Below are 23,594 nucleotides of genomic sequence, written 5' to 3' on the forward strand. Positions count from 1 at the left end.
GCTTCAGCGCGGATCCGGGGTCGGCGGAGCGGAAAGCGCCGTAGTCGCCGATTTGCTCGGCAGGTTGCACGGTAGTGATGCGCTGCAGAACCAGGGCTGAACATGCCGTTGGCTGGCATTCATCTTTTGAGCTCGGCGCAGGTTCATTGGATACCCCTGGCAAAAAAATGCCCCGGCTTCCTGGGGGAGAAGCCGGGGCGCTATGGGCTCGCGTGGGGCTTGGGGGAGTGGGATGCCGCGAGCCGAACTATGAATCTCTCAATAGCAGACGGGGCGTTCGACCTGGCGCATGCGTCCGGCGTCGCTCACCCAGCGCGTCTGCACAACACAATCACCCGCTACGGGGTCAAGGGGCAGATTTACGGTGCTGACGACAGGCGCAGGCTTGAAATAGCCAGTGGCGGACGCACCACCTACGACGGCGGTCAGCGCCATGAGCGCCGCGACAGACCCGATCACAAATGCTTTCGTCATGACATACGCCTCCGCCATCCGGCGGAGCAGCGCCGCCGGCATCTATGTCTTCGAAACGCGACCCAACCTAATCAAATCGACCGCACCGCCGTCTTTCGATGTTGAACGCAACGGAGAGTGGCCACCGGCCTGCTCCTGTCGTCATCGTTAACGTGGACTTAACGTGTGGAGGCGCGACAAAGTTCCAAGGGGAGTTCAGCAAGTCGTGATCGAGAGCATTTGCCGGTTGCGTGTGGCGTCGGCATCATCTTGTCGCGGCAGCGCAGCATCGCTATAAGCCGCAGCGAAATTGCATCTCCCACCTTCGAGGAAAGAACGTCATGGCGCTTGAGCGCACCTTTTCGATCATTAAGCCCGATGCGACCCGCCGCAACCTGACGGGCGCGGTCAACAGCTACATCGAGAAAGCTGGCCTGCGTATCGTCGCGCAGAAGCGCATCCTGCTGACCAAGGCCCAGGCCGAGACGTTCTATGCCGTGCACAAGGAGCGTCCCTTCTTCGGCGAGCTCGTGGAGTTCATGATCTCCGAGCCGATCGTCGTGCAGGTGCTGCAGGGCGACAACGCCGTCGCCAAGTATCGCGAAGTGATGGGCGCCACCAATCCCGCCAATGCTGCGGAAGGCACCATCCGCAAGGATTTCGCTCTCTCGGTCGGCGAGAATTCTGCTCACGGCTCCGATAGCCTGGAGAATGCCGCGATCGAAATCGCGCAGTTCTTCTCCGGCAATGAAATCGTCGGCTGAACGACGCACTTATCCGCGTCGTCCATTGCCGAATTTGCGCCCCGTCCGGCCTCCCCGGGCGGGGCGTTTTCTTTTCATCGGTTGGCGAAAGCTTGGGTTTGCGACAGCCTGCGGCTGTCGCGGCGGCACTGCTGTCAGGAAATTTCCCGACATAGGGTTGGCCACTCCATAGATTATTATGTATGTTGCTTGAATGGGCGCTGCGGGGGTCCGGCCACAGGAGAAGTGGCCCGCAGCGGGGATGCCGATTTGGCGCGCCAAGAGCGCCCGGGAGTGGGCCCGCCGGAGCCACCTCCTCTTGCCTCACCGTAGCACGGCGCGCCAACGCCGAGGGAACCATAAATATGCCTCGTCCGCGGGCGGACGGGCGGTGAGGGGAATCAAAACATGAGCTATCTTGAGCCGTTATTTTGGCTCGCGCTGGTCAAGATCATCTGGATCAACGTGCTGCTGTCGGGCGACAATGCCGTGGTCATCGCCATGGCGTGTCGGTCGCTGCCGGACAATATGCGTCGCTGGGGCATGATCCTCGGCGCCGGCGTGGCGGTGGGCATGCGTATCGTCTTCACGGCGATCATCGCGTTGCTGCTCGGCCTGCCCTGGCTGCGCATCGTCGGTTCGCTGGCGCTTATGTACATCGCGGTCGATCTGGTGGTACCTGAAGGCGAGGACGGCGAGGGCGGCGTCCAGGCACATGACAGCCTTTGGCGCGCTGTCGGCACCATCGCCGTGGCCGACCTGGTGATGAGCCTCGACAACGTCGTCGCCATCGCGGCGGTTGCCGATGGCAACTGGGTGCTGATCATCATCGGCCTCGTCATTTCCATCCCGATGATCGTGGCCGGCGCCGCGCTGATCATGTCTCTGCTTTCGCGCTTCCCCGCCCTGGTCTGGGCTGGCGCCGCACTGCTCGGCTGGGTGGCCGGCGAAATGTTCGTGTCGGACATCAAGATCGCCGAATATCTGGGCGAGGCCTTCGTGCACAATTTCGAGTATCCGGCGGCGGCTCTCGGTGCGGCGCTGGTTCTGGCGATCGGGTGGTTCATGGCTCGCCGCGTCGCGGCAGGGTCGACCCGGCACGACGCCACGCATTAAGGTTCACGATTCCTCTTCCGGTTCGCGCCCGCTCCTGTAAAGGTTGCGGGCGCCTTCCGTTAATGGGGAAGAGGCTGGCACAAATAATTCCAAATGCCAGACCCTCTCCATGGGGAGGCGGATCGTTCCGCTCATTCAGACATTGAAGACCTGAGAGGACGCGATGGATTTTTCTAGTCCCATTTTCTGGGTATCGTTGCTGCAGATCATCTGGATCGATCTGCTGCTGTCTGGCGACAATGCCGTCGTCATCGCGCTGGCGTGCCGCTCGCTGCCCGAGAAGCAGCGCAAATGGGGCATTCTGCTCGGCGCGGCTGCTGCGGTCGGGCTGCGCATCATCTTTGCCCTTGCCGTCTCCTATCTGCTCGGCGTGCCGCTGTTGAAGGTGGTGGGGGCGCTGCTGCTGTTCTGGATCGCCATCAAGCTGGTGCTCGACGAGGGCGGCGACGGCCACCACGTCGAGAGCGCCGACAGCCTGTGGAAGGCGGTGCGTACCATCGCCATCGCCGACGCGGTGATGAGCCTCGACAATGTGGTCGCGATCGCCGCCGCCGCGCGCGGCCATGCCGAGCTATTCATCTTCGGCCTGCTGCTTACCATCCCGCTGATCATCTTCGGCTCGCAGTTGATCCTGAAGCTGATTTCGCGCTTCCCGGCCCTCATCTGGTTCGGTGCGGCGCTGCTGGGCTGGATCGCCGGCGAAATGCTGGTAAGCGACAAGGTGGTGCTGGAGACCATGCAGACCATGATGCCGCAAATGGTTGAAACCATTGCCGATCCGGAGGATCCGGTGGGGCTCAAGCCGGCGGCGCTGCCGCATTATCTCGCAGCAGCGATCGGGGCGGTGTTCGTTGTCGCCTTCGGCTGGATCGTGAAGGGTCGGCGTTCGGAGGCGGCGGTTTCGAGCTCGCACTGAGCTCTCTCGCCGTTTCAATGACAGAGGCGCTCCGCTACGATGGTGGCGGAGCGCTTTTTCATGAATCACCATACCTCTACCGCGAAGATCACGCCCGCCCGCATCGGCCATTCGGCCTGCCCGCATGACTGCCCCTCCACCTGCTCGCTGGAAATCGAGATATCCGGCAACAGGATAGGCCGGGTTCGGGGCTCGCGGGGCAACACCTTCACCGCCGGCGTCATCTGCGCCAAGGTGGCGCGCTACGCCGAGCGCGCGCACCACCCCGATCGACTGATCCAGCCGTTGAGGCGGAGCGGACCGAAGGGCTCGGGCGCCTTCGAGCCCATCTCTTGGGACGAAGCGCTTGATATCGTTGCGGAAAAATTCCGCGATGCCGAGGCGGCCCACGGGCCGGAGGCGGTTTGGCCGTATTACTATGCCGGCACGATGGGCCTCGTCATGCGCGACGGCATCAACCGGCTGACGCATGCCAAGGGCTATTCTCGTTTCTTTTCAACGATCTGCGTCAATCCTGCATGGTCGGGCTTCATGGCCGGGGCCGGCCGGCTTTCCGGGCCGGACCCGCGCGAGATGGGACGGGCGGACCTCAACATCATCTGGGGTACCAATCCGGTCTCGACGCAGATTAACGTGATGACTCATGCAGTTAGAGCGCGCAAGGAACGCGGCGCTCCGATCGCGGCGGTGGATATATACCGCTCGCCGACCATGGAGCAGGCGGATATCCCGCTGCTGATCCGTCCCGGCACCGATGGGGCGCTGGCCTGCGCTCTCATGCATGTGCTGTTCGCCGAGGGCCTCGCCGACCGCGCCTATCTCGCCCGCTATGCCCGTGACGCCGAGGAGTTCGAGGCGCATCTCAAGGACAGGACGCCGGAATGGGCGGCGGCGATCACCGGGCTGCTGGCGACGGAAATAATTGATTTTGCTTGTCTTATCGGCCGAACGCCCAAGACGTTCATCCGGGCCGGCTACGGTTTCACCCGCTCGCGAAACGGAGCGGTGAACATGCATGCGGTAACCTGCATTCCCACCGTTACCGGCGCCTGGCAGCATGAGGGAGGCGGCGCGTTCCACTCCAATTCGGCCATCTTCGGCTGGAACAAGAGCCTGATCGAGGGGACCGATCTGCTGTCGGGTGAGGTGTATGGTCGGACCGAACCGGCGTCCGGTGAGCCCAGAAGCACGCGCCAGCTCGACCAGTCGCGCATCGGCGCCATTCTGTGCGGCGAGGAGGAGGCGCTGGCCGGTGGACCGAAGGTCGCCGCCATGCTGATCCAGAACACCAACCCGGTGACCGTCGCTCCCGAGCAGGAGAAGGTGCGCGCCGGCTTCGCTCGCGAGGATCTGTTCGTGGTCGTGCACGAACAGTTCATGACCGAGACGGCGGCGATGGCCGACATCGTGCTGCCGGCGACCATGTTCACCGAGCATGACGACATCTACCAGGGCGGCGGCAACCAGTATGTCACCCTCGGCCCCAAGCTGGTGGAGCCGCCCGGGGAGTGCCGCTCCAATCACCAGCTCATCTGCGCGCTGGCCGAGCGACTGGGGGCGCGGCATCGCGGCTTCGAGATGAGTTCGCGCGAGATCGTCGACTGGACCTTGCAGGCGACCGGGCGCGGCACGGTCGAGGAACTGGAGCAGACGCACTTCCTTGACGTGCAGCCGGATTTCGAGACGGCGCATTTCCTCAAGGGCTTCTCGTGGCCGGACGGCAAGTTCCGGCTGAAGCCGGACTGGGCCAAGGTGCCGTTCAAATCGCCGGGCAAATTCGGGCCGGTCGCCGACATGCCGAGCTTCCCCGACCATTGGGCGGTGATCGAGGAAGCGACGCCGGAATTCCCTTTCCGGCTGGTGACGGCGCCGGCGCGAAACTTCCTCAATTCCACCTTCACCGAAACACCCGGTTCGCTGGCCCGCGAGAAGCGGCCGACGCTGATGATCCATCCTGAGGACGCCGCGGCGCTGGGCATCGCCGCCGACGACGCGGTGGAGGTGACCAGCGCGCGCGGCTCGGTGATCCTGCACGCGGTGCCGTTCGACGGGCTGCGGCGCGGGGTGGTGGTGGCGGAATCGATCTGGCCGAATGGCCGGCATGTCGGGGGGCGGGGCATCAATACGCTGACCGGCGCCGATCCGGTGGCGCCGGTCGGCGGTGCGGCGCTGCACGACAACCGGGTGCGGATCACACGGGTGGCCTGAGGGGGCGCAAGGGTCTCGGCCGGGTGAGGCTTGCGGCCGCGCTCGAGCGGGCTTGGGTCGGCCGGCGGCGACAAGGTGATGCCGGCGACGGAATTGGAGACGTTCCGGGCGCGCCCGATCTCGCATCGGACCCAGGCATCAGCGGCATCGGCAGCGGCGATGGAACCCGCAGCGGGTTCGTGCGTCTAGGAGGTAATCTCCCGACGCCCGGATGCTCCCATGCAATTCAATGTCTCCTCCCGCCTCGATTATGAGGTGCGCTCAACCACCGTCTTCGTGCTGAACGTCGAGGCCGCAGCCTTGCGCAACCAGAAGGTTCTCGCCGAGAACCTGGTGCTTGAGCCGCCGCTGGCGCTCGATCGCCATGTGGCGAACGACAGCGGCACCCGCTTCGTGCGCGTCGTCGCCGAGCCCGGCACGTTCAGCGTCGGCTATAACGGCCATATCGAACTCAACATGCACGATGCCGACCCGGCGACCGTGCCGGAAGTCGCGATCGCCGAACTGCCGCTGGAGGTGGCGCCCTATCTCAATCCGAGCCGCTATTGCCAGGCCGACCTGCTCGGCCGCTTCGCGCAGCGCGAATTCGGCGGCCTGCCGCCCGGCCATTCGCGGGTGACGCAGATCTGCAACTGGATCTACGACCATGTCGATTACGTGCGGGGCGCTTCCGACGCACAGACCTCGGCCTATGACACCATGGTGCTGCGCGCCGGCGTGTGTCGCGACTTCGCCCATCTCGGCATCAGCTTCTGCCGGGCGCTCGGCATTCCCGCCCGCTTCGCCAGCGCCTATGCCTGGCAGCTCGACCCGCCGGATTTCCACGCGGTGTTCGAAGTCTATCTCGGCGACAGCTGGTACCTGTTCGACCCGACCCGGCAGGCGGCCCTGCAAGGGCTGGTGCGCATCGGCGTCGGCCGTGACGCGGCGGATGCGGCCTTCGCCACCATTCACGGCGATGCGGAGATGACCGGGATGCAGGTGAGCATTACGCCCGCCGATGACGAGGCGGCGGGCGAGGAGCCGACCGTGCGGGCGGTAGGGATCGCCTGAGGCGGTGGCCGATCAGCCGGCCGGCGGCACCACAAGGGCATGGGTGGCGAGTTCGAACGCGTCGATGCGCACCACATTGCCCTCGATGCGCGCGCGGCCCTCGCAGACCAGGCGCAGCGCGGCGGGGTAGATGACGTGCTCCTGCGCCAGCACGCGGGCACCGAGCGTATCGGCGTCGTCGCCCTCCAGCACCGGCACCGCCGCCTGCATGATGATCGGGCCGACATCCATCTCCGGGGTGACGAAATGCACGGTGCAGCCGTGGATCTTCACCCCCTCCGCCAGCGCCCGCTCATGGGTGTGCAGGCCCTTGAAGCTGGGGAGCAGGGCGGGATGGATGTTGATCATCCGGCCGGCCCATTTGCGCGTGAAAGCGGGGGTGAGCAGGCGCATGAAGCCGGCGAGGCAGACCAGATCGATCCGTTCCTCCTCTAGCGCCGCGTCGAGGGCGGCATCGAAGCCGGCACGGTCGGCCTTGCCGGCGGCATCGCGGAAGGCGGTGTGGTCGACGGCGCGGGCGGGGATGTTGCAGGCCTGCGCGCGGACCAGGCCATGCGCCTCCGGGCGATTGGAGATCACGCAGGCGATCTCGCCGGGAAAACCGGGTACGGCCGCCGCCTCGATCAGCGACATCATGTTGGAGCCGCGCCCGGAGATGAGCACGGCGATGCGGGGCGTGCTCACAGGGGGAGGTCCAGGTCGAGCACGCCGTCATAGACGACATGCGCCGCGCCTTCGCCGGGCTCGATGGCGCCGAGGTGGATCACCTCCTCGCCCTGATCGGCAAAGGCGTCCGCCACCGTCTCGGCATGCTCGCAGGCGCAGACCACCACCATGCCGACGCCGCAATTGAAGGCGCGCAGCATCTCCTCGGCCGCCACGCCGCCGGTCTGCGCCAGCCAGCGGAACACCGGCGGGAGCGGCAGGCCGTCGAGGTCGATTCGCCCGATGGTGCCCTTGGGCAGCACGCGCGGCAGGTTCTCGGTGAGGCCGCCGCCGGTGATGTGGGCGAGCGCCTTCACCTTGCCGGTCTCGCGGATCACCGACAAGGCGGGCTTCACATAGAGCCGGGTCGGGGTGAGCAGCGCCTCCCCGAGCGACTGGCCGGCATGGAAGGGGGCCGGGGCGTCCCAGCCGAGGCCGGAGCGCTCGACGATGCGGCGCACCAGCGAATAGCCGTTGGAATGCACGCCGGAGGAGGCGAGGCCGAGCAGCACGTCGCCGGGGCCGATATCGGCGCGCGGCAGCAATTCGCCGCGCTCCACCGCGCCGACCGAGAAGCCGGCGAGGTCGTAATCGCCCTCGGCATACATGCCGGGCATCTCGGCGGTCTCGCCGCCGATCAGCGCGCAGCCGGACTCGGTGCAGCCTTTGGCGATGCCGGCGACGATCTTGGCGCCGACCTCGGGGGCGAGCTTGCCGGTGGCGAAATAGTCGAGGAAGAACAGCGGCTCGGCGCCCTGGACCACCAGATCGTTGACGCACATGGCGACGAGATCGATGCCGATGGTGTCGTGGCGGCCGGTCTCGATGGCGATCTTCAGCTTGGTGCCGACGCCGTCGGTGGTGGCGACGATCAGCGGATCCTTGAAGCCGGCGGCCTTGGGATCGAACACGCCGCCGAAGCCGCCGATATCGGCATCGGCGCCGGGGCGGCGGGTGGCTTTCACCAGCGGCTTGATCAGGTCGACGAGCCGGTTGCCGGCATCGATGTCGACGCCCGCATCGCGATAGCTGAGACCCTGGCCGTTGCCGCTCATGTTGCGCCCCTTGATCAGAAAGCACGCGGATTAACCGCTTATCGGGCGGGGGGCAAGCCGAGGCGGCCTCAATGACGGCCGGCGCGATCGATGCCGAGCGCCATGAGCCCGGCCGCCAGCCCCCAGAAGGCCGAGCCGATGCCCAGCATCGACACGCCGGAGGCGGTGACGGCGAGCGTCAGCACCGCCGGGAAGCGGCGGGCGCCGTCGCTCATCGCGGTGCCGAGGGCGTTGACGAGCGGCCCGAGCAAGGCGAGGCCGGCAAAGGCGGCGATGAGGCCGGAGGGCAGCGCGGTGATCAACGCCACCAGCGAGGCGCCGCCGGCGGCGAGCACCAGATAGGACAGGGCGTAGAAGGGGCTCGCCAGCCAGCGCTTCGCCGGATCGGGATGGGTATCAGGCCCGGTGCAGATCGAGGCGGTGATGGCGGCGAGATTGGTGCTCAGCGAGCCGACGAAGGCGGTGACCAGCGAGGCGAGGCCGGTGACGGCGAGAATCGGCGGGGTGGGCGGCCGATAGCCAGCGGCCTGCAGCACCGCGAGGCCGGGGAGGTTCTGCGACGCCATGGTGACGATATAGAGCGGCACGCCGATGCCGATCAGCGCCTCCATATCGAAATCCGGCCGGATGATCGTGAGCGCGGGGGCGGGGAAGCCGTCCGGGAGCGGCCCGACGCGGCCGAGGAAGAAGGCGAGGGCGATGCCGAGCGTCAGGATCATCAGCACCGCGCCGAACGGGCTGATGCGCCGGGCGATGAGGAACATCGCGATCAGCGGCAGCACCAGCAGCGGATCGGCCTGGGCGGAGGTGAAGACGGCGGTGCAGAAGCGGAACAGCACGCCGGCCAGCATGGCGGCGGCGATGGCCACCGGCAGGCGCTGCACCAGCGCGCCGAGCGGTTTCACCGCCGCGGTGGTGAGGATGAGCACGGCGGCGAGCAGGAAGGCGCCGACCGCGCTGTGGGGGGTGAGGCCATGCGAGCCGGCGATCAGCGCCGCGCCCGGCGTCGACCAGGCGGCGATGATCGGCATGCGATAGCGCCAGCCGAGCACCGCCGAGGTCACCGCCATCGACAGGCAGAGGCCGATCACCGCCGAGGAGGTTTGCGCCGGGGTGGATCCCACCGCCTGCGCGGCGGCGATGATGAGGGCGAGCGTGCCGCCGAAGCCGACCAGAGCGGCGACGACGGCGGAGGTGACGACGGAGGCGCGCAGGGCCGGGGAGGGACCGGCGGAGGAAGGCTCGGCGGGGGCGTGCATGGGCGGTTACCACGGCAGGCGGCAGGATGCCGCCTTGTGCCACGCCGGGGCGGCGACGTCACGGTGGGCTTTGCCCGGATCGGTCGGATCTGAGGCGCGCATCCTCGCCGCCGGGCGGCTGGTTTCCCTTCGCGCCCGACTCGGCCGTTGCCGCGTCGTCCAGTGTGGAGGACAGGTGGTCGGCTAAGCGGGCCGGTGTGGGGAGACGCGATTGCGGGGCGAAGAAGGCCCCTCACCCCACCCATCTCCCGACGGGGAGAGGGAGAAAGGCAATGATCCCGCACGGTTTTCCTCCTTACGGCCCCCATTTTCGAGCGCCCCATCAGGTGCTTGTCAGCCGAGGCGGCCGAGGGGGATGATTTCCGGCGCGTCCTCGTCGAAGGGCCGGCCGCTCCAGTCGCCGAACCAGCGCTCGACCGCGAGGCCGGCCCCGGCAATCAATCGGGCCAGCTCGTCGCGAGGGGTGAAGCGGATGCGGCTGGCGGCAGCGAGCTCGCGGCCATCGCCGAGCCGGTAGAAGGTGTCATAGGTGACGATGCCGGTGGCCGCGTCGTGGACGGCGCTGTTCCACGCCTCGACCTCGCCATGGCGGGGATGGACCACGCGGCGGCGCGAATTGTGCGGCTGCCATTCCTCCCATTCCCGCCCGGCCGGGTTGCGGCTGTCGAAGATGAACCGGCCGCCGGGGGCCAGATGGCGGGCGATGGTGGCGAGGGCGGCGCGCTGGTCGTCTTCGCCGAGGAACACCTGAAAGGCGTGGCCGGTCATCACCACCAGTTCGAACCGGCGACCGAGATCCAGCCGGCGGGCATCCGTCTCGATCCATTCGACGTCGGTGCCGCCCGGCCGGGCGCGGGCAATATCGAGCATGGCGGCGGCCGGATCGACGCCGACGCGCTGCGGCGCGTCGAGGCCGGCGAGGAAGCTGCCGGTTCCGCAGCCGAGATCGAGCACCGAGCCGACACCACGCGCCAGCTTCGTGCAGAAGGCCATGTCGGCGCCACCTTGGTTCTCGGCATCGTAGAACGCCACCAGCGCGGCATCGGTATAGAGCGGGTCGTCGTGGGACATTCGGGCCTGCTGTGTCTCTCGGCGATGGGACGGGCAGGGAAACGGCCGGCCGCCGGGCCTGTCAAGCGCGCGGTCCGTCCTCCGCGAGGCGGACGGGCGCGGATCCGGGAGGCCGGCATGGGGCAGCCACGCCACCTCGGCGGCGAACGCGGCGAATATCCGACGGCGGGAGCATCGGCGCCGGAGTTCGCGTGCCCACCCCGCTCGCATAAGTCATCGGATGGACAGGTAGAGAGCCGCTCGCATGTCGTGGCAAGATCGCCTGTGCATGACCGGCCGGGCGCACCCCGCCGTCAGGAAATCGATCCGCCGTTCAGCCGTGCGCCTGCCGATCTTCGGCTTTCCGACGCCGCCGTCCCCCGTCCCGGCGCGGGAGGATTGTCGGGGGCGGTGTGAGGCATTGGCCTGAGGCCGAGACGGAGGGGCGATGCCTCCCGCCTTGGCAAGCCCCGCGGCGCGCACTATGTCGGCAGGAAGGAGCCTCACCCGACGTGAACCTGCCCAACGCCATCACCATCCTGCGCCTGTTCGCCGTGCCGGCGGTGGTGTGGGCCATCGCCGACGACCGCGTCGCGCTGGCCTTCTGGATCTTCCTCGCCGCCGGCATCTCCGATGCGGTGGACGGGTTCATCGCCCGACACTTCAACATGCAGAGCGAGCTTGGCGCCTATCTCGACCCGGTGGCGGACAAGGCGCTGCTGGTCTCGATCTATGTCGCGCTGGCGCTGACCGGCCAGGTGCCGGGCTGGCTCACGCTCGCCGTGGTGGTGCGCGACGTGGTGATCATCGGCGCGGTGGCGGCCTCGTGGGCGATGGAGCAGCCGGTGACGATCCGGCCGCTGATCGTCTCCAAGCTCAACACGGCGGCGCAGATCGGCTTTGCGGCGCTGATGCTGGGGGCCACCGGCTTCAGCATACCGCTCGGCAATGCCTATGAGGTGGGGCTGGTGCTGGTCGCCGGCCTCACGGCGATCTCGGCGCTCGCCTATCTTTTCGAATGGAGCCGGCATCTCGCCCGCTGAATTGCGGGGAGACGTGATCGCGCCGCAATAATTCCTGATATCAATGCGGGTGACGCAGCGTGGCAGCAAGGATCGGTCGAACCGCATGACGTGGCACAAGCAGGTGACGTTCTGGCTGAGCTTCCTCACGGCCATCGTGCTGATCTGCTGGCTGCTCAGCGGCGTGCTGCTGCCCTTCGTCGCCGGCCTCGCGCTGGCCTATTTCCTCAACCCGGTGACGACGCATCTGGAGCGGCTGGGCGTCAACCGGCTGGTGGCCTCGCTCGTCGCCATCGCCCTGACGCTGCTGCTCGGCATCCTGCTGCTGCTTCTGGTGGTGCCGATCTTCGGCGCCCAGTTCTCCGCCTTCCTGGAGCGGCTGCCGGAATATATCGTCAAGCTGCAGAACATGGTGACCGGGGAGGGCGCGCGCTGGCTGAAATCGGTGGTCGGCGACCGGCTGCCGAACATCCAGCAGAGCCTGAGCCAGCTGGTGACGCAGGGCGCCTCCTACATTCTCTCCTTCGTGCAGTCGATCTGGACCGGCGGGCAGGCGCTGATCTCGCTGTTCTCGCTGGTGGTCATCACCCCCGTCGTCGCGTTCTACATGCTGAACGACTGGAACGACATGGTGGCTAAGGTCGATTCCTGGCTGCCGGTGAAGAACCGCGACAAGATCCGCCAGCTGGCCCGCGAAATGGACCGCGCCATCGCCGGCTTCGTGCGCGGCCAGTCGATGGTCTGCCTGATCCTCGGCGCCTTCTACGCGGTGAGCCTGACGCTGACCGGGCTGAACTTCGGCTTCGTCATCGGCCTGGTCTCCGGCATCATCACCTTCATCCCCTATGTCGGCTCGCTCACCGGCCTGCTGCTCGCCGGCGGCGTCGCCATCGTGCAGTTCTTCCCCGACTATTCGATGATCGGGCTCGTCATCGGCATCTTCGTGTTCGGCCAGTTCATCGAGGGCTATATCCTGTCGCCCAAGCTGGTGGGCGACAGCGTAGGGCTGCACCCGGTGTGGCTGATGTTCGCCTTGCTCGCCTTCGGCTATCTGCTCGGCTTCCTCGGCCTGCTGCTGGCGGTGCCGCTTGCCGCCGCCGTGGGCGTGCTGGCGCGTTTCGCCATCCGGCAATATCTTCACAGCCCGCTCTATACCGGCGAGGACGAAGGCGAGCCCGACGCCGGCTCGGAGGTCCGCTGATCCATGTCCGTCCGCGATGCCGCTATCCGCGATTCTTCCACCCGCGATGCTTCCACCCGGCAGCTGCCGCTCGACCTGCCGCCGGTGGAGAACCGCACGCGCGCCGATTTCCTCGTCGGCCCGGCGAACGAGCCGGCGCTGGCGCTGATCGACCGCTGGCCGGACTGGCCGGCGCGGGCGGTGGCGATCACCGGCCCGGCCGGCGCCGGCAAGTCGCATCTCGCGGCGCTGTTCGCCGAAGCGAGCGGCGCACCGGTGCTGCCGGCGGCGCAGCTGACCCGCGAGACGGTGCCGGCGGTGCTGGCGGCCGGGGCGCTGGTGCTGGAGGATCTGGGGGAGGGCGGGCTCGACGAGGCGGCGCTGTTCCACCTGCTCAATCTGGTCGGCGAACAGCTCGCGCACCTTCTCGTCACCTCCCGCCATCTGCCGGCGGCGCTCGCCGAAACCGTGGCGACGCGCGACCTCGCCTCGCGGCTGCGGGCGATGCCGGCAGTGCGGCTCGGCGCGCCGGACGACGCGCTGCTGGCGGCGGTGGCGGTGAAACTGTTCGCCGACCGGCAGATCACGCCGGACGAGGCGCTGATCGGCTATCTGATGGCGCGGGTCGAGCGCTCCTATGCCGCGATCGGGACGCTGATCGCCGAGCTCGACCGCGAGGCGCTGGCGCGCAAGCGGCCATTGACCCGCGCGCTCGCCGCCGAGCTGCTGCGCAAGCAGACTTTATCAGGCCCGGACGACGACGGCGACGACAGCCGCGACGTCGATGAAAGAGATTGACCGGAGTTGAAGCGTTCCATGTCATCCAGCCGTCATGAAGCCCGGCGACCTTCCCGCCGGAAAAAGGCACCGCAGGTTCTCGAAAATGTCCAGGAGGCGGAGCCCATAGCCGTGATGGAGACCGAGGTGAGCACCACCGACGCGAACGCGACCGAGCCGGCCGTCATCGAGCGACAGCTCGAGGAGGACCTGATGGCCTCGCCGGAGCGCTTCATCAACCGCGAGCTTTCCTGGCTGCAGTTCAACCGCCGCGTGCTGGAGGAAGCCTCCAACCGCGCGCACCCTCTCCTGGAGCAGCTGCGCTTCCTGTCGATCTCGGCGAACAATCTCGACGAGTTCTTCATGGTGCGGGTCGCCGGCCTGAAGGAGCAGCTGCGCGAGGGCTTCACCGGCAAGAGCCCGGACGGGCTGACCCCGGCCGAGCAGCTGCCGCTGATCGCCGCCGACGTCGCCGAACTGGGCCATGACCAGCAGGCCCGCTGGCGCGAGCTGCGCAGCGAGCTGGCCGGCTCCGGCATCGTGCTGGTGGACGGCGCCGAGGTGCAGAAGAGCGACCGGACGGTACTGGACGATTTCTTCCTCACCCGGGTCTTCCCGGTGCTGACGCCGCTCGCCATCGACCCGGCGCATCCCTTCCCGTTCATCCCCAATCTCGGCTTCTCGCTGGCGCTGCAGCTGGCACGGATCCATGACGGGCGGACGATGAACGCGCTGATCCGGGTGCCGGCCAAGATCGACCGCTTCATCCGGCTGCCGGACGGCGAGGGCGGGGCGGCGCGCTTCATCACGCTGGAGCAGATGATCGGCCTGTTCATCGGCCGCCTGTTCCCCGGCTACCAGGTGAAGGGCCATGGCAGCTTCCGCGTCATCCGCGACAGCGATCTCGAAGTCGAGGAGGAGGCTGAGGACCTGATGCGCCAGTTCGAGACGGCGCTGAAGCGCCGTCGCCTCGGCCAGGTGATCCGCATGGAGGTCGATGCCACCATGCCGGAGGAGCTGCGCAATTTCGTCGCCCGCGAGCTCGGCGTCGCCGAGGACGAGATCTTCCTCGTCGACGGCGTGCTGGCGCTCAACGAATTCAGCCAGCTGGTCGGCATCGACCGGCCGGACCTCAAGTTCAAGCCCTACAACCCGCGCTTCCCCGAGCGCATCCGCGACCATGCCGGCGATTGCTTCGCGGCGATCCGCGAGAAAGACCTCGTCGTCCACCATCCCTTCGAATCGTTCGACGTGGTGGTGCAGTTCCTGCGGCAGGCGGCGCGCGACCCGAACGTCGTCGCCATCAAGCAGACGCTGTACCGCACCTCCTCCGACAGCCCGATCGTCAAGGCGCTGGCCGAGGCGGCCGAGGCCGGCAAGTCGGTCACCGCGCTGGTCGAGCTGAAGGCGCGCTTCGACGAGGAGGCCAACATACGCTGGGCCCGCGACCTCGAGCGCGCCGGCGTGCAGGTGGTGTTCGGCTTCCTGGAGCTGAAGACCCACGCCAAGCTGTCGCTGGTGGTGCGGCGCGAGGGCGGGGCGCTCACCAGCTACTGCCATGTCGGCACCGGCAACTACCACCCGGTCACCGCGCGCATCTATACCGACCTGTCCTTCTTCACCGCCGACCCGGTGATCGGCCGCGACGTGGCGCGGATCTTCAACTTCATCACCGGCTATGCCGAGCCGGCCGAGCTCGAGGCGATGTCGGTGTCGCCGCTGACGCTGAAATCGCGCATCCTCGACCATATCGCCGCCGAGATCGGCTTCGCCAAGGCAGGCAAGCCGGCGGCGATCTGGCTGAAGATGAACGCGCTGGTCGATCCCACCATCATCGACGCGCTCTACCGGGCGAGCCAGGTGGGGGTGGCGGTGGACATCATCGTGCGCGGCATCTGCTGCCTGCGCCCCGGCGTGCCCGGGCTTTCCGACAACATCCGGGTGAAATCCATCGTCGGGCGCTTCCTCGAACATCCGCGCATCTACTGCTTCGGCAACGGCCACGGCCTGCCGCATGCCGAGGCGGCGGTGTATATCTCCTCCGCCGACCTGATGCCGCGCAATCTCGACCGGCGCGTCGAATCGCTGTGCCCGATCACCAACCCGACCGTGCACATGCAGATCCTCGACCAGATCCTGGTCGCCAATTTCGAGGACAACCAGCAGAGCTGGCGCGTCTTGCCGGACGGGTCCTCGCAACGCATAGTTCCCGACGAGGGTGTCGAGCCCTTCAACGCACAGCAGTACTTCATGACCAATCCGAGCCTGTCGGGACGTGGCAAGTCGCTCAAGGATTCCTCGCCGCGCAACCTCATCCGCCGCCGCGGCCGCAATACGTGACAGCATGAAAAACGTGACCCACGAGGCCTCCACCGGCCTCGTCTCAGGTACGCCGGTGGCGGTGATCGACATCGGCTCCAACTCGGTGCGCCTCGTCGTTTACGAACGGCTGGCGCGCTCGCCGACGCCGATCTTCAACGAGAAGGCCTCCTGCGCCCTCGGCCGCGAGGTGGCGACCACCGGCCGGCTGAACACCGACGCCGTGGCCAAGGCGCTGGCGGCGCTGCGGCGCTTTCGCGGCCTGTGCGACCGCATGGGCGTCGGCACGGTGTGGGTGATCGCCACCGCCGCCGCGCGCGATGCCGAGAATGGCGGCGAGTTCATCGCCGCCTGCCGGGAAATCTGCCGCACCGAGGTGGAACTGCTCTCCGGCAAGCGCGAGGCGCAGCTCTCGGCGCTCGGCATCATCTCCGGCGTCCACCATGCCAATGGCGTGGTCGGCGATCTCGGCGGCGGCTCGCTGGAGCTGGCCGACGTGCACGGCCAGCACATCGGACCGGGGGTGACCTTCCAGCTCGGCGGGCTGGCCTTGCAGGAGCGCTCCGGCCGTTCGCTGAAGAAGGCCGACAAGATCGTCAAGGACGCGCTGGCCAAGGATCCGCGGCTGGAACACCTGAAGGGCCGCATCTTCTACGCCGTGGGCGGCACCTGGCGCGCGCTGGCGCGACTGCACATGTTTCAGCGCGGCTACCCGCTGCATGTGATGCATGGCTATGTCATCCCGGCCAAGGAGGCGCTGGAGTTCGTGCGCCTGATCCGCCGGGTGCCGATCGACACGCTGTCGCGCATCGACACCGTGTCCGACGTGCGCCAGCCGCTGCTCGGCTACGGCGCGGTGGTGCTGGAGCACATATTGCGCATCGGCAAGCCGGAATCCGTCTACATCTCGGCGCAGGGCGTGCGCGAGGGGCTGCTGTTCGAGGAGCTGGACGCGGCGGAGCGCAAGATCGACCCATTGATCGCCGCCGCCGCCGAGCTCAACGAGCTGCGCTCGCGCTCGCCTGTTCATGGCGAGGAGCTCTTTGCCTGGACCGATCGGTTCATGGCCTCGTCCGGCATCGAGGAGAGCCACGAGGAAAAGCGGCTGCGCCACGCCGCCTGCCTGCTCGCCGATATCGGCTGGCGGGCGCATCCCGACTATCGCGGCGAGCAGAGCCTCAACCTGATCGCCCACGCCTCTTTCATCGGCCTCGACCATCCCGGCCGCGCCTTCCTGGCGCTGGCGATCTATTACCGCCACATGGGGCTGGTCGACGAGGATCTCTCGCCGCGCATCCGCGAACTGGTCTCGACGCGGCTGCTCGACCGGGCACGTATTCTCGGGGCGGCCATGCGGGTGGGCTACATCCTGTCCGCCGCCATGCCGGGCACGCTGCCGGTGGCGCCGATGACGGTGGACAAGGGCAAGCTGCTGCTGCGTCTCGAAGACGATCTCGCGCCGCTGGCCGGCGAGCGGGTGACCAGCCGGCTGCGCACCCTCGGCCGGCTGATCGGCCGCGAGGTGGCGGTGGTGACCTGAGGCGTCGGCCGCGCGCCGCGCCGTTGGCAGAGGTGGCGCAGCTAAGCCGGCGGTGCTCAGCGCCCGCCGCGGTATAGCGGCGGCATCATTCGGCCGGGCGCGGCAGGGCGATGACGCGGCCGCGCTGCATGGCGAGCGCCAGGCGGCCGTCCTTCAATGCCAGAGCCTTCTCGCCGAACAGCTCGCGTCGCCAGCCGGCCAGTGCCGCCACCTGCGGCTCGTGATCGGCGGCGATGCGCTCGAGGTCGTCCACCGTGGCGATCACCTTGGCGGCGACGCCGTGCTGCTCCGAGGTCATGCGCAGCAGCACCTTCAAGAGCTCCACCGTCGCCGAGGCGCCGTTGGAGAGCGGGCGCTCGCGCTCGATCTCCGGCAGGCTCTTGGGGTCGCGCGCGAGGCCGGCGCGCACCGCCTCGAGAATCTGCTCGCCGGTGCGCGAGCGCTCGAAGCCCTTCGGAATGGAGCGCAGGCCGGCGAGCCGCTCGGGCGTGGTCGGGTGCTGGGCGGCGATCTCGCCGAGCACCTCGTCCTTGAGGATGCGCGAGCGGGGGATGTCGCGCGCCTGCGCCTCGCGCTCGCGCCAGGCGGCGACCTCCATCAGCACCGCGAGGTCCTTCGGCTTGCGCACCCGCGAACGCAGCCGCTCCCAGGCGCGTTCCGGCTCCTGGCGGTAGGTGTCCGGCGAGATCAGCACCGCCATCTCTTCGGTCACCCATTCGCTGCGGCCGCGCTTGACGAGATCGGCGTCGAGCTTGCGGTACACATCGCGCAGATGGGTGACGTCGGCCTCGGCATAGGTGATCTGGGCGACGGAGAGCGGGCGGCGCGACCAATCGGTGAAGCGCAGCGACTTGTCGAGCACGGCGCCGGTGAGCCGCTGCACCAGCTGGTCGTAGGAAATGCTGTCGCCATGGCCGAGCACCATCGCCGCCACCTGGGTGTCGAACACCGGATGCGGGATGATGCCGGCGAGGTGCCATACGATCTCGATGTCCTGCCGGCCGGCATGGAACACCTTCAGCACCTTCTCGTTCGCCATCAGCGCGAAGAGCGGGGCGAGGTCGATTCCCTCGGCGATGGCATCGACCACCACCGCTTCCTCTGTCGAGGCGAGCTGCACGACGCAGAGCTTCGGCCAGAAGGTGCTTTCGCGCAGAAATTCGGTGTCGACGGTGACGAAGGGATGCCGGGAAAGGCGTTCGCACGCGGCGGCGAGGGAATCAGTAGTGGTGATCATGTCCATAGTGGCAATTTCATAGCCGAAGAAACGATCGGAAACGACCGTGAATTCGTCATGACCTTGCGAAAGCGTTAACCATGGCGCGCTAGTGTCCGCCGGTACGAGCGTCCGGCTGAAGGCCGCTCCTCAACAGGAATCCCCGACCATGAAGAAGACGCTCTTCGCTCTCTCCCTCGCGGCGGTTGCCGCCAGCGCTCCGGCCTCGGCGGCCGAGCGCGTGGATGCCGGCGTGCTGGTGTGCAGCGTCGGTGCCAGCATCAGCATGATTGTCTCCTCGAAGCAGGAGCTGAGCTGCACCTTCAAGCCGGTGAACGGTCCCGACGCCAACTACAAGGGCGTGATCAGCCGGGTGGGGCTCGATCTCGGCGTCACCGGCGCGGGCATGATGACCTGGGGCGTGGCGGCGCTGACCAAGAGCGTGGCGCCCGGCGCGCTCGGCGGCAAATATGCCGGCGTCTCCGCCGATGTGGCGCTCGGCGTCGGCGTCGGTGCCAATGCGCTGGTCGGCACCGACAAGTCGATCGCGCTCAACCCGGTCTCGGTCGAGGGCAATATCGGCGCCTCGCTGGCGCTGGGCGTTGCCGAGATGACGCTGACCTATCTGCCGTGAGGCATTCCGCGCGGCGATAGGCGGGATATTTCCCGCCCTTCCTTGACAAAGCCGAGCTTGCGTTGCACCCCTCCGCGGCCTGAAGAGGCCACCCTGCGGAGGGGTGTTTTCGTTCGTCCGCCGTTCCGGTTTGAGGTTACGCCATGCATCGCTATCGCTCGCACACCTGCGGGGCCCTTCGCTCAGGCGATGTCGGCGCCACTGCGCGGCTCTCCGGCTGGTGCCACCGCATCCGCGACCATGGCGGCGTGCTGTTCATCGACCTGCGCGACCATTACGGCCTGACCCAGGTGGTGGTCGATCCCGACAGCCCGGCCTTCAAGCTGGCCGAGACCGTGCGCGCCGAATGGGTGATCCGCGTCGACGGCCGGGTGCGCAACCGGCCGGAGGGCACCACCAATGCCGAGCTGCCGACCGGCGAGGTCGAACTCTACGCCACCGAGATCGAGGTGCTCGGCCCCGCCGCCGAGCTGCCGCTGCCGGTGTTCGGCGACATCGACTATCCCGAGGAGACGCGGCTGCGCTACCGCTTCCTCGATTTGCGCCGCGAGAAGCTGCACAAGAACATCATGACGCGCGGCGCCATCATCGACGCCATGCGCACGCGGATGAAGGGGCAGGGCTTCTTCGAGTTCCAGACGCCGATCCTCACCGCCTCCTCGCCGGAGGGCGCGCGCGACTTCCTGGTGCCGAGCCGCATCCACCCCGGCACCTTCTACGCGCTGCCGCAGGCGCCGCAGCAGTACAAGCAGCTGATCATGATGAGCGGCTTCGACCGCTACTTCCAGATCGCCCCCTGCTTCCGCGACGAGGACCCGCGCGCCGACCGGCTGCCCGGCGAGTTCTACCAGCTCGACCTGGAGATGAGCTTCGTCGAGCAGGAGGACGTGTTCGCTGCCGTCGAGCCGGTGATCACCGGCGTGTTCGAGGACTTCGCCGGCGGCAAGCCGGTGACGAAGGACTGGCCGCGCATCCCCTATGCCGAGGCGCTGCGGAAGTACGGCACCGACAAGCCGGATTTGCGCAACCCGCTGGTGATGCAGGACGTGTCCGAGCATTTCCGCGGCTCTGGCTTCAAGGTGTTCGCGCGCATGCTCGAAGACCCCAAGAACGAAGTGTGGGCGATCCCCGGCCCCACCGGCGGCTCGCGCGCCTTCTGCGACCGCATGAACTCCTGGGCGCAGGGCGAGGGCCAGCCGGGGCTCGGCTACATCATGTGGCGCGAGGGGCAGGACTCTTCGGAAATTCCGGGCGCCGGTCCGCTCGCCAATAATATCGGTCCGGAGCGCACCGAGGCGATCCGCCAGCAGATCGGCCTCGGTGCCGGAGACGCCGCCTTCTTCGTCGCCGGCAACCCGGAGAAATTCGTCAAGTTCGCCGGCGCCGCGCGCACCAAGGTGGGCGAGGAGCTGAAATTGGTCGATTTCGACCGCTTCGAGCTGGCCTGGATCGTCGACTTCCCGTTCTACGAGTGGAGCGAGGAAGACAAGAAGGTCGACTTCTCGCACAACCCGTTCTCCATGCCGCAGGGCGGGCTGGAGGCGCTGAACAACCAGGACCCGCTGACCATCAAGGCGTTCCAGTACGACATCGCCTGCAACGGCTACGAGATCGCCTCCGGCGGCATCCGCAACCACCGCCCGGAGACGATGGTGAAGGCGTTCGAGCTCGCCGGTTATGACGAGGCGACGGTGAAGGAGCGCTTCGGCGGCATGTACCGCGCCTTCCAGTATGGCGCGCCGCCGCATGGCGGCATGGCGGCCGGCGTCGACCGCATCGTCATGCTGCTCTGCGGCGTCTCGAACCTGCGCGAGATCTCGATCTTCCCGATGAACCAGCAGGCGCAGGACATTCTGATGGGCGCGCCGGCCCCGGCGACGCCGAAGCAGCTGCGCGAGCTGCATATCCGCACCAACCTGCCGGAGAAGTGAGGCCGGCGCTTCACCGCCGACCCGGCGGTCACGCCATGCCGATCAAGCCGCGTCCCGCAAGGGGGCGCGGCTTTTTCATGCGCGGCGGACGTTCCGGAGCGGCCGGGCCGTTCAGGGGGTATCGACCACCTGAACGTTCACCGCGTCGATGAGGCTCGCCGGGTCGTTGCGCAGCGCCTCCACCGCGGTCAGCAGCGGCAGCGTCTGCGCGCGGGGGGTGATGCGCAGCGACAGCGTGCTCATCGGCTTCTGCAGGAAGCCGACAAAGGCCTGCACCGCCGGATCGAGGTCCGGCCGGTCGCCGGCCATCGGGCCGAGCAGCATCTCCGCGAAGCCGGCAAAGAGCTGGCGCAGCATCTCCGGCGGCACGCCCTGCTCGCGCGCCGCCTCGGCGAGCTTCTGGTCGTAGAGGCCGGAATCGGTGAGCGTCAGCTGCACCATGTCGACATTGGCCGCCATCGCGGCGCCGAGCGCCGCCGTCGGGTCCGGCGAGAAGGCCGCGGCCTCGACATTGCCCAGCCTCGCCGCGCCGTGCAGGGCGAAGGAATCCGACATCTCGGCATAGACCGGCTCGACGATGACCGCCTTGTCGCCGGGATTCCAGCGCGCGGCGACATCGACCGACAGGCTGGCGCGCGAAATGCCCTCCGGCACGATGAGCGCCATCGGACTGCCAGGCGGCAGGCCGGCGGTGGGGCCGGAGCCGCGCAGCTTGAAGGCGAGGCGGGTCGGCACCGCGCCCGCGGCGGCATCCCAGGACAGCGACAGCGTGTCGAGCCGCGCCGGCTCCGCCGCGCCGGGAACCGGCGCCTCGAGGCCGGACAGCTCCACGCTGGCGAACATGCCGATCAGCGCCATGAGCGTCGACGGATCGCGGGCAAGCGCCGGGCTGGTCGCCACCTGCGCGGCGAAGCGCAGCGTGTTGCCCGGATGCAGGCCGCCCAACGCCAGCCGGTCAAGCCGGAACACCGTGCCATCGGCTTCCTTGCCGGTCAGCCCCTCGACGGCGAGCAGATCGAGCCGGCCCTCGTCGAGCTTGCCGAGGGCGATGGACCTGACGGCGACGGTGGGGCCGTCCTTCTCCTTCGTCTCCAGGCCTTCGAAGCTGGCGCTGCCGATGCGCAGCGCGTCATAGGCGCCGGCGATGCCGGTGAGCAACTCGGCGACCTGCTGGGGGGCGGGCTCGCGGCCCTGCGCCGCCATGTCGCTGATGCGCTGGCCGATGGTGAACAGCTCCTCCGCCGGAACGCCGGAGGGCTGGAGGGCGACGTCGCGCACGCTCATCACCGCCCATCGCTCGGTGGTGCCGTTGTCGGCGTGGAAATGGTAGTCCTGCGCGCGCAGCGAGCCGTAGACGATGCGGAAATCGGTCTCGCGCCGCCGCCGCTCCGGATCGAGCAGCGCCAGCAGCGGGACGATGTCGATGTTCTCGGCGACGACCGCGCCCATCTCGCCCTGCGCCGCCACCGCCGAGGTGCCGCCGATCTGCAGCTTGGTGGAGTCCACCCCGATGTGGGCGATCTTGCCGCCCTCGAAGCGCTCGAGCGTCATCGGGCCATAGGTGGCGTCGGTCTCCACCCGTGTCGCGGCCTCGCCGGTGACCGTGGCCGTGGTGGAGGCGGGAATGTCGATACGCCCGATGCGGGTGGCCTCGACGATGGCGAGCACCAGCGGCCAGGGCTGCGGGCTGGCGACGGCGACTTGCGCCGGGCCGACGAAATCGGTGAGCGACACCAGCGGCGCAACGAATCGGCCGTGCACCTTCGGCGCCAGCGGCAGCGGGCCTTCCGCCTCCAGATTGCGGATCTCCACGTCGCGCGCGGCGACGAGACCGGCGGCCGGCTGGTCGAGCCCACGGGCGGCGAGCAGGGCGATGCGCACCGCGCCCTGGCCCGGGGCCTCCACCGAAATGTCCTTCACCTCGAGGCGGCGGTCGAACACGTCGAAATCGACATCGCCGTGGCGGGCGGTGACGCCGTCGGCCGCCAGCGAGGCGATGAGCGTGTCGATCTGCCGTCGGGCTTCGTAGTCGGCATAGAAGATCAGCCCGAAATAGCCGGCGCCGCCGGCCAGCAGAAGCGCCGCAAGGGCGACAAGAAACGTCTTACGCATGAGGCCGTGACCCGAGACCGGTTTTCGCAGCGCCGACGCTCATTCGCCGCCGGCTGCCGCCCCACCATAGCCAACCGTCGAAAGACCAGCATTACAAATTCGGAAAGTCGTTGTACCGAAGTTCGAAATGCCTATTCTCCGCCCAGAATTTCCGGCGAAGGAAACGTTTCATGGCTTCTTACATCTCCGACGACCTGCGCTCGGGTGCGCTGGTTTACCACCGTCTACCCCGTCCTGGTAAGCTTGAGATCCAGGCGACCAAGCCTCTGGCCAACCAGCGCGACCTTGCGCTGGCGTACACGCCT

The 23,594-nt window shown here is 67.9% G+C and carries 19 protein-coding genes; 12 read left to right on the forward strand and 7 right to left on the reverse strand.

Features of this window, described 5'->3' with window-relative positions; genetic code table 11:
- Positions 1-258 precede the first annotated feature (258 nt).
- Positions 259-516 carry a hypothetical protein gene (locus J2X65_RS06210; protein WP_310199350.1) on the reverse strand — a complete coding sequence of 86 codons (258 nt, stop codon included), beginning with the start codon at positions 514-516 and terminating at the stop codon, positions 259-261.
- Positions 517-794: 278 nt separating this feature from the next.
- On the opposite strand from J2X65_RS06210, the gene ndk reads away from it, so the two are divergent.
- The 5 genes from ndk (at position 795) to J2X65_RS06235 (ending at position 6,489) form a co-directional block, all read left to right on the forward strand.
- A complete protein-coding gene (ndk, locus tag J2X65_RS06215) occupies positions 795-1,217 on the forward strand; it encodes a nucleoside-diphosphate kinase (protein ID WP_310199352.1) in 423 nt (140 codons plus the stop codon).
- A 387-nt stretch (positions 1,218-1,604) separates the two neighbouring features.
- The gene (locus J2X65_RS06220; RefSeq protein ID WP_310199354.1) at positions 1,605-2,312 is read left to right on the forward strand and encodes a TerC family protein; all 708 of its coding nucleotides are present in this window, start codon (positions 1,605-1,607) and stop codon (positions 2,310-2,312) included.
- A gap of 163 nt (positions 2,313-2,475) precedes the next feature.
- Positions 2,476-3,228 carry a TerC family protein gene (locus J2X65_RS06225; RefSeq protein WP_310199356.1) on the forward strand — a complete coding sequence of 251 codons (753 nt, stop codon included), beginning with the start codon at positions 2,476-2,478 and terminating at the stop codon, positions 3,226-3,228.
- Positions 3,229-3,288: 60 nt separating this feature from the next.
- Complete coding sequence (locus J2X65_RS06230; RefSeq protein ID WP_310199357.1) at positions 3,289-5,436, forward strand: molybdopterin oxidoreductase family protein; 2,148 nt, start codon at positions 3,289-3,291, stop codon at positions 5,434-5,436.
- Positions 5,437-5,655: 219 nt separating this feature from the next.
- The gene (locus J2X65_RS06235) at positions 5,656-6,489 is read left to right on the forward strand and encodes a transglutaminase family protein (protein ID WP_310199359.1); all 834 of its coding nucleotides are present in this window, start codon (positions 5,656-5,658) and stop codon (positions 6,487-6,489) included.
- 12 nt (positions 6,490-6,501) lie between these two features.
- On the opposite strand, the gene purN is transcribed toward J2X65_RS06235, so the two are convergent.
- The 4 genes from purN to J2X65_RS06255 all read right to left on the reverse strand — a co-directional run bounded on the left by purN (position 6,502) and on the right by J2X65_RS06255 (position 10,579).
- A complete protein-coding gene (gene purN, locus J2X65_RS06240; RefSeq protein ID WP_310199361.1) occupies positions 6,502-7,173 on the reverse strand; it encodes a phosphoribosylglycinamide formyltransferase in 672 nt (223 codons plus the stop codon).
- The gene (gene purM, locus J2X65_RS06245) at positions 7,170-8,249 is read right to left on the reverse strand and encodes a phosphoribosylformylglycinamidine cyclo-ligase (RefSeq protein WP_310199364.1); all 1,080 of its coding nucleotides are present in this window, start codon (positions 8,247-8,249) and stop codon (positions 7,170-7,172) included. The genes purN and purM overlap by 4 nt, the downstream gene beginning before the upstream one ends.
- Positions 8,250-8,317: 68 nt before the next feature.
- Positions 8,318-9,463: a benzoate/H(+) symporter BenE family transporter gene (locus tag J2X65_RS06250; RefSeq protein WP_310199416.1), complete on the reverse strand. Its 1,146-nt coding sequence runs from the start codon at positions 9,461-9,463 to the stop codon at positions 8,318-8,320.
- 378 nt (positions 9,464-9,841) lie between these two features.
- Complete coding sequence (locus J2X65_RS06255) at positions 9,842-10,579, reverse strand: class I SAM-dependent methyltransferase (RefSeq protein WP_310199366.1); 738 nt, start codon at positions 10,577-10,579, stop codon at positions 9,842-9,844.
- A gap of 491 nt (positions 10,580-11,070) precedes the next feature.
- On the opposite strand from J2X65_RS06255, the gene J2X65_RS06260 reads away from it, so the two are divergent.
- From J2X65_RS06260 to J2X65_RS06280, 5 genes are all read left to right on the forward strand, one after another.
- Positions 11,071-11,601: a CDP-alcohol phosphatidyltransferase family protein gene (locus J2X65_RS06260; RefSeq protein WP_310199368.1), complete on the forward strand. Its 531-nt coding sequence runs from the start codon at positions 11,071-11,073 to the stop codon at positions 11,599-11,601.
- A gap of 85 nt (positions 11,602-11,686) precedes the next feature.
- Entirely contained in the window at positions 11,687-12,781 is a 1,095-nt protein-coding gene (locus tag J2X65_RS06265; protein ID WP_310199370.1) for an AI-2E family transporter, read from the forward strand.
- 3 nt (positions 12,782-12,784) lie between these two features.
- Positions 12,785-13,558, forward strand: coding sequence for a chromosomal replication initiator DnaA (locus J2X65_RS06270; RefSeq protein WP_310199372.1), 774 nt, complete (start codon positions 12,785-12,787; stop codon positions 13,556-13,558).
- Positions 13,559-13,672: 114 nt separating this feature from the next.
- On the forward strand, positions 13,673-15,877 hold the full coding sequence (locus J2X65_RS06275) for an RNA degradosome polyphosphate kinase (protein ID WP_310199418.1): 2,205 nt from the start codon (positions 13,673-13,675) through the stop codon (positions 15,875-15,877).
- Positions 15,878-15,881: 4 nt separating this feature from the next.
- Complete coding sequence (locus J2X65_RS06280) at positions 15,882-17,396, forward strand: Ppx/GppA phosphatase family protein (protein WP_310199374.1); 1,515 nt, start codon at positions 15,882-15,884, stop codon at positions 17,394-17,396.
- Positions 17,397-17,481: 85 nt separating this feature from the next.
- Here J2X65_RS06280 and rnd read toward each other — a convergent pair whose 3' ends face one another.
- Positions 17,482-18,639 carry a ribonuclease D gene (rnd, locus tag J2X65_RS06285; protein ID WP_310199376.1) on the reverse strand — a complete coding sequence of 386 codons (1,158 nt, stop codon included), beginning with the start codon at positions 18,637-18,639 and terminating at the stop codon, positions 17,482-17,484.
- A 142-nt stretch (positions 18,640-18,781) separates the two neighbouring features.
- Here rnd and J2X65_RS06290 point away from each other — a divergent pair, with 142 nt between their 5' ends.
- Both J2X65_RS06290 and aspS read left to right on the forward strand, forming a co-directional pair.
- Positions 18,782-19,246: a DUF992 domain-containing protein gene (locus J2X65_RS06290; protein WP_310199378.1), complete on the forward strand. Its 465-nt coding sequence runs from the start codon at positions 18,782-18,784 to the stop codon at positions 19,244-19,246.
- A 143-nt stretch (positions 19,247-19,389) separates the two neighbouring features.
- Positions 19,390-21,177 carry an aspartate--tRNA ligase gene (gene aspS, locus J2X65_RS06295; protein ID WP_310199380.1) on the forward strand — a complete coding sequence of 596 codons (1,788 nt, stop codon included), beginning with the start codon at positions 19,390-19,392 and terminating at the stop codon, positions 21,175-21,177.
- A 111-nt stretch (positions 21,178-21,288) separates the two neighbouring features.
- Here the strand turns inward: aspS and J2X65_RS06300 are convergent, their stop codons facing one another.
- Complete coding sequence (locus J2X65_RS06300) at positions 21,289-23,289, reverse strand: hypothetical protein (protein WP_310199382.1); 2,001 nt, start codon at positions 23,287-23,289, stop codon at positions 21,289-21,291.
- Positions 23,290-23,594: the final 305 nt, after the last annotated feature.

The sequence above is a fragment of the Ancylobacter sp. 3268 genome (assembly GCF_031456575.1).
Lineage (GTDB): Bacteria > Pseudomonadota > Alphaproteobacteria > Rhizobiales > Xanthobacteraceae > Ancylobacter.

Excerpts from the sequence above, each read along its gene's own strand:
- J2X65_RS06210 (WP_310199350.1), bottom strand. The coding sequence starts at position 516 with ATGCCGGCGGCGCTGCTCCGCCGGATGGCGGAGGCGTATGTCATGACG.
- J2X65_RS06235 (WP_310199359.1), top strand. The coding sequence starts at position 5,656 with ATGCAATTCAATGTCTCCTCCCGCCTCGATTATGAGGTGCGCTCAACC.
- J2X65_RS06270 (WP_310199372.1), top strand. The coding sequence starts at position 12,785 with ATGTCCGTCCGCGATGCCGCTATCCGCGATTCTTCCACCCGCGATGCT.
- J2X65_RS06225 (WP_310199356.1), top strand. The coding sequence starts at position 2,476 with ATGGATTTTTCTAGTCCCATTTTCTGGGTATCGTTGCTGCAGATCATC.
- rnd (WP_310199376.1), bottom strand. The coding sequence starts at position 18,639 with ATGGACATGATCACCACTACTGATTCCCTCGCCGCCGCGTGCGAACGC.
- J2X65_RS06255 (WP_310199366.1), bottom strand. The coding sequence starts at position 10,579 with ATGTCCCACGACGACCCGCTCTATACCGATGCCGCGCTGGTGGCGTTC.
- aspS (WP_310199380.1), top strand. The coding sequence starts at position 19,390 with ATGCATCGCTATCGCTCGCACACCTGCGGGGCCCTTCGCTCAGGCGAT.
- purM (WP_310199364.1), bottom strand. The coding sequence starts at position 8,249 with ATGAGCGGCAACGGCCAGGGTCTCAGCTATCGCGATGCGGGCGTCGAC.
- J2X65_RS06290 (WP_310199378.1), top strand. The coding sequence starts at position 18,782 with ATGAAGAAGACGCTCTTCGCTCTCTCCCTCGCGGCGGTTGCCGCCAGC.
- J2X65_RS06275 (WP_310199418.1), top strand. The coding sequence starts at position 13,673 with ATGGAGACCGAGGTGAGCACCACCGACGCGAACGCGACCGAGCCGGCC.
- J2X65_RS06280 (WP_310199374.1), top strand. The coding sequence starts at position 15,882 with ATGAAAAACGTGACCCACGAGGCCTCCACCGGCCTCGTCTCAGGTACG.
- J2X65_RS06220 (WP_310199354.1), top strand. The coding sequence starts at position 1,605 with ATGAGCTATCTTGAGCCGTTATTTTGGCTCGCGCTGGTCAAGATCATC.
- J2X65_RS06230 (WP_310199357.1), top strand. The coding sequence starts at position 3,289 with ATGAATCACCATACCTCTACCGCGAAGATCACGCCCGCCCGCATCGGC.
- ndk (WP_310199352.1), top strand. The coding sequence starts at position 795 with ATGGCGCTTGAGCGCACCTTTTCGATCATTAAGCCCGATGCGACCCGC.
- J2X65_RS06300 (WP_310199382.1), bottom strand. The coding sequence starts at position 23,289 with ATGCGTAAGACGTTTCTTGTCGCCCTTGCGGCGCTTCTGCTGGCCGGC.
- J2X65_RS06265 (WP_310199370.1), top strand. The coding sequence starts at position 11,687 with ATGACGTGGCACAAGCAGGTGACGTTCTGGCTGAGCTTCCTCACGGCC.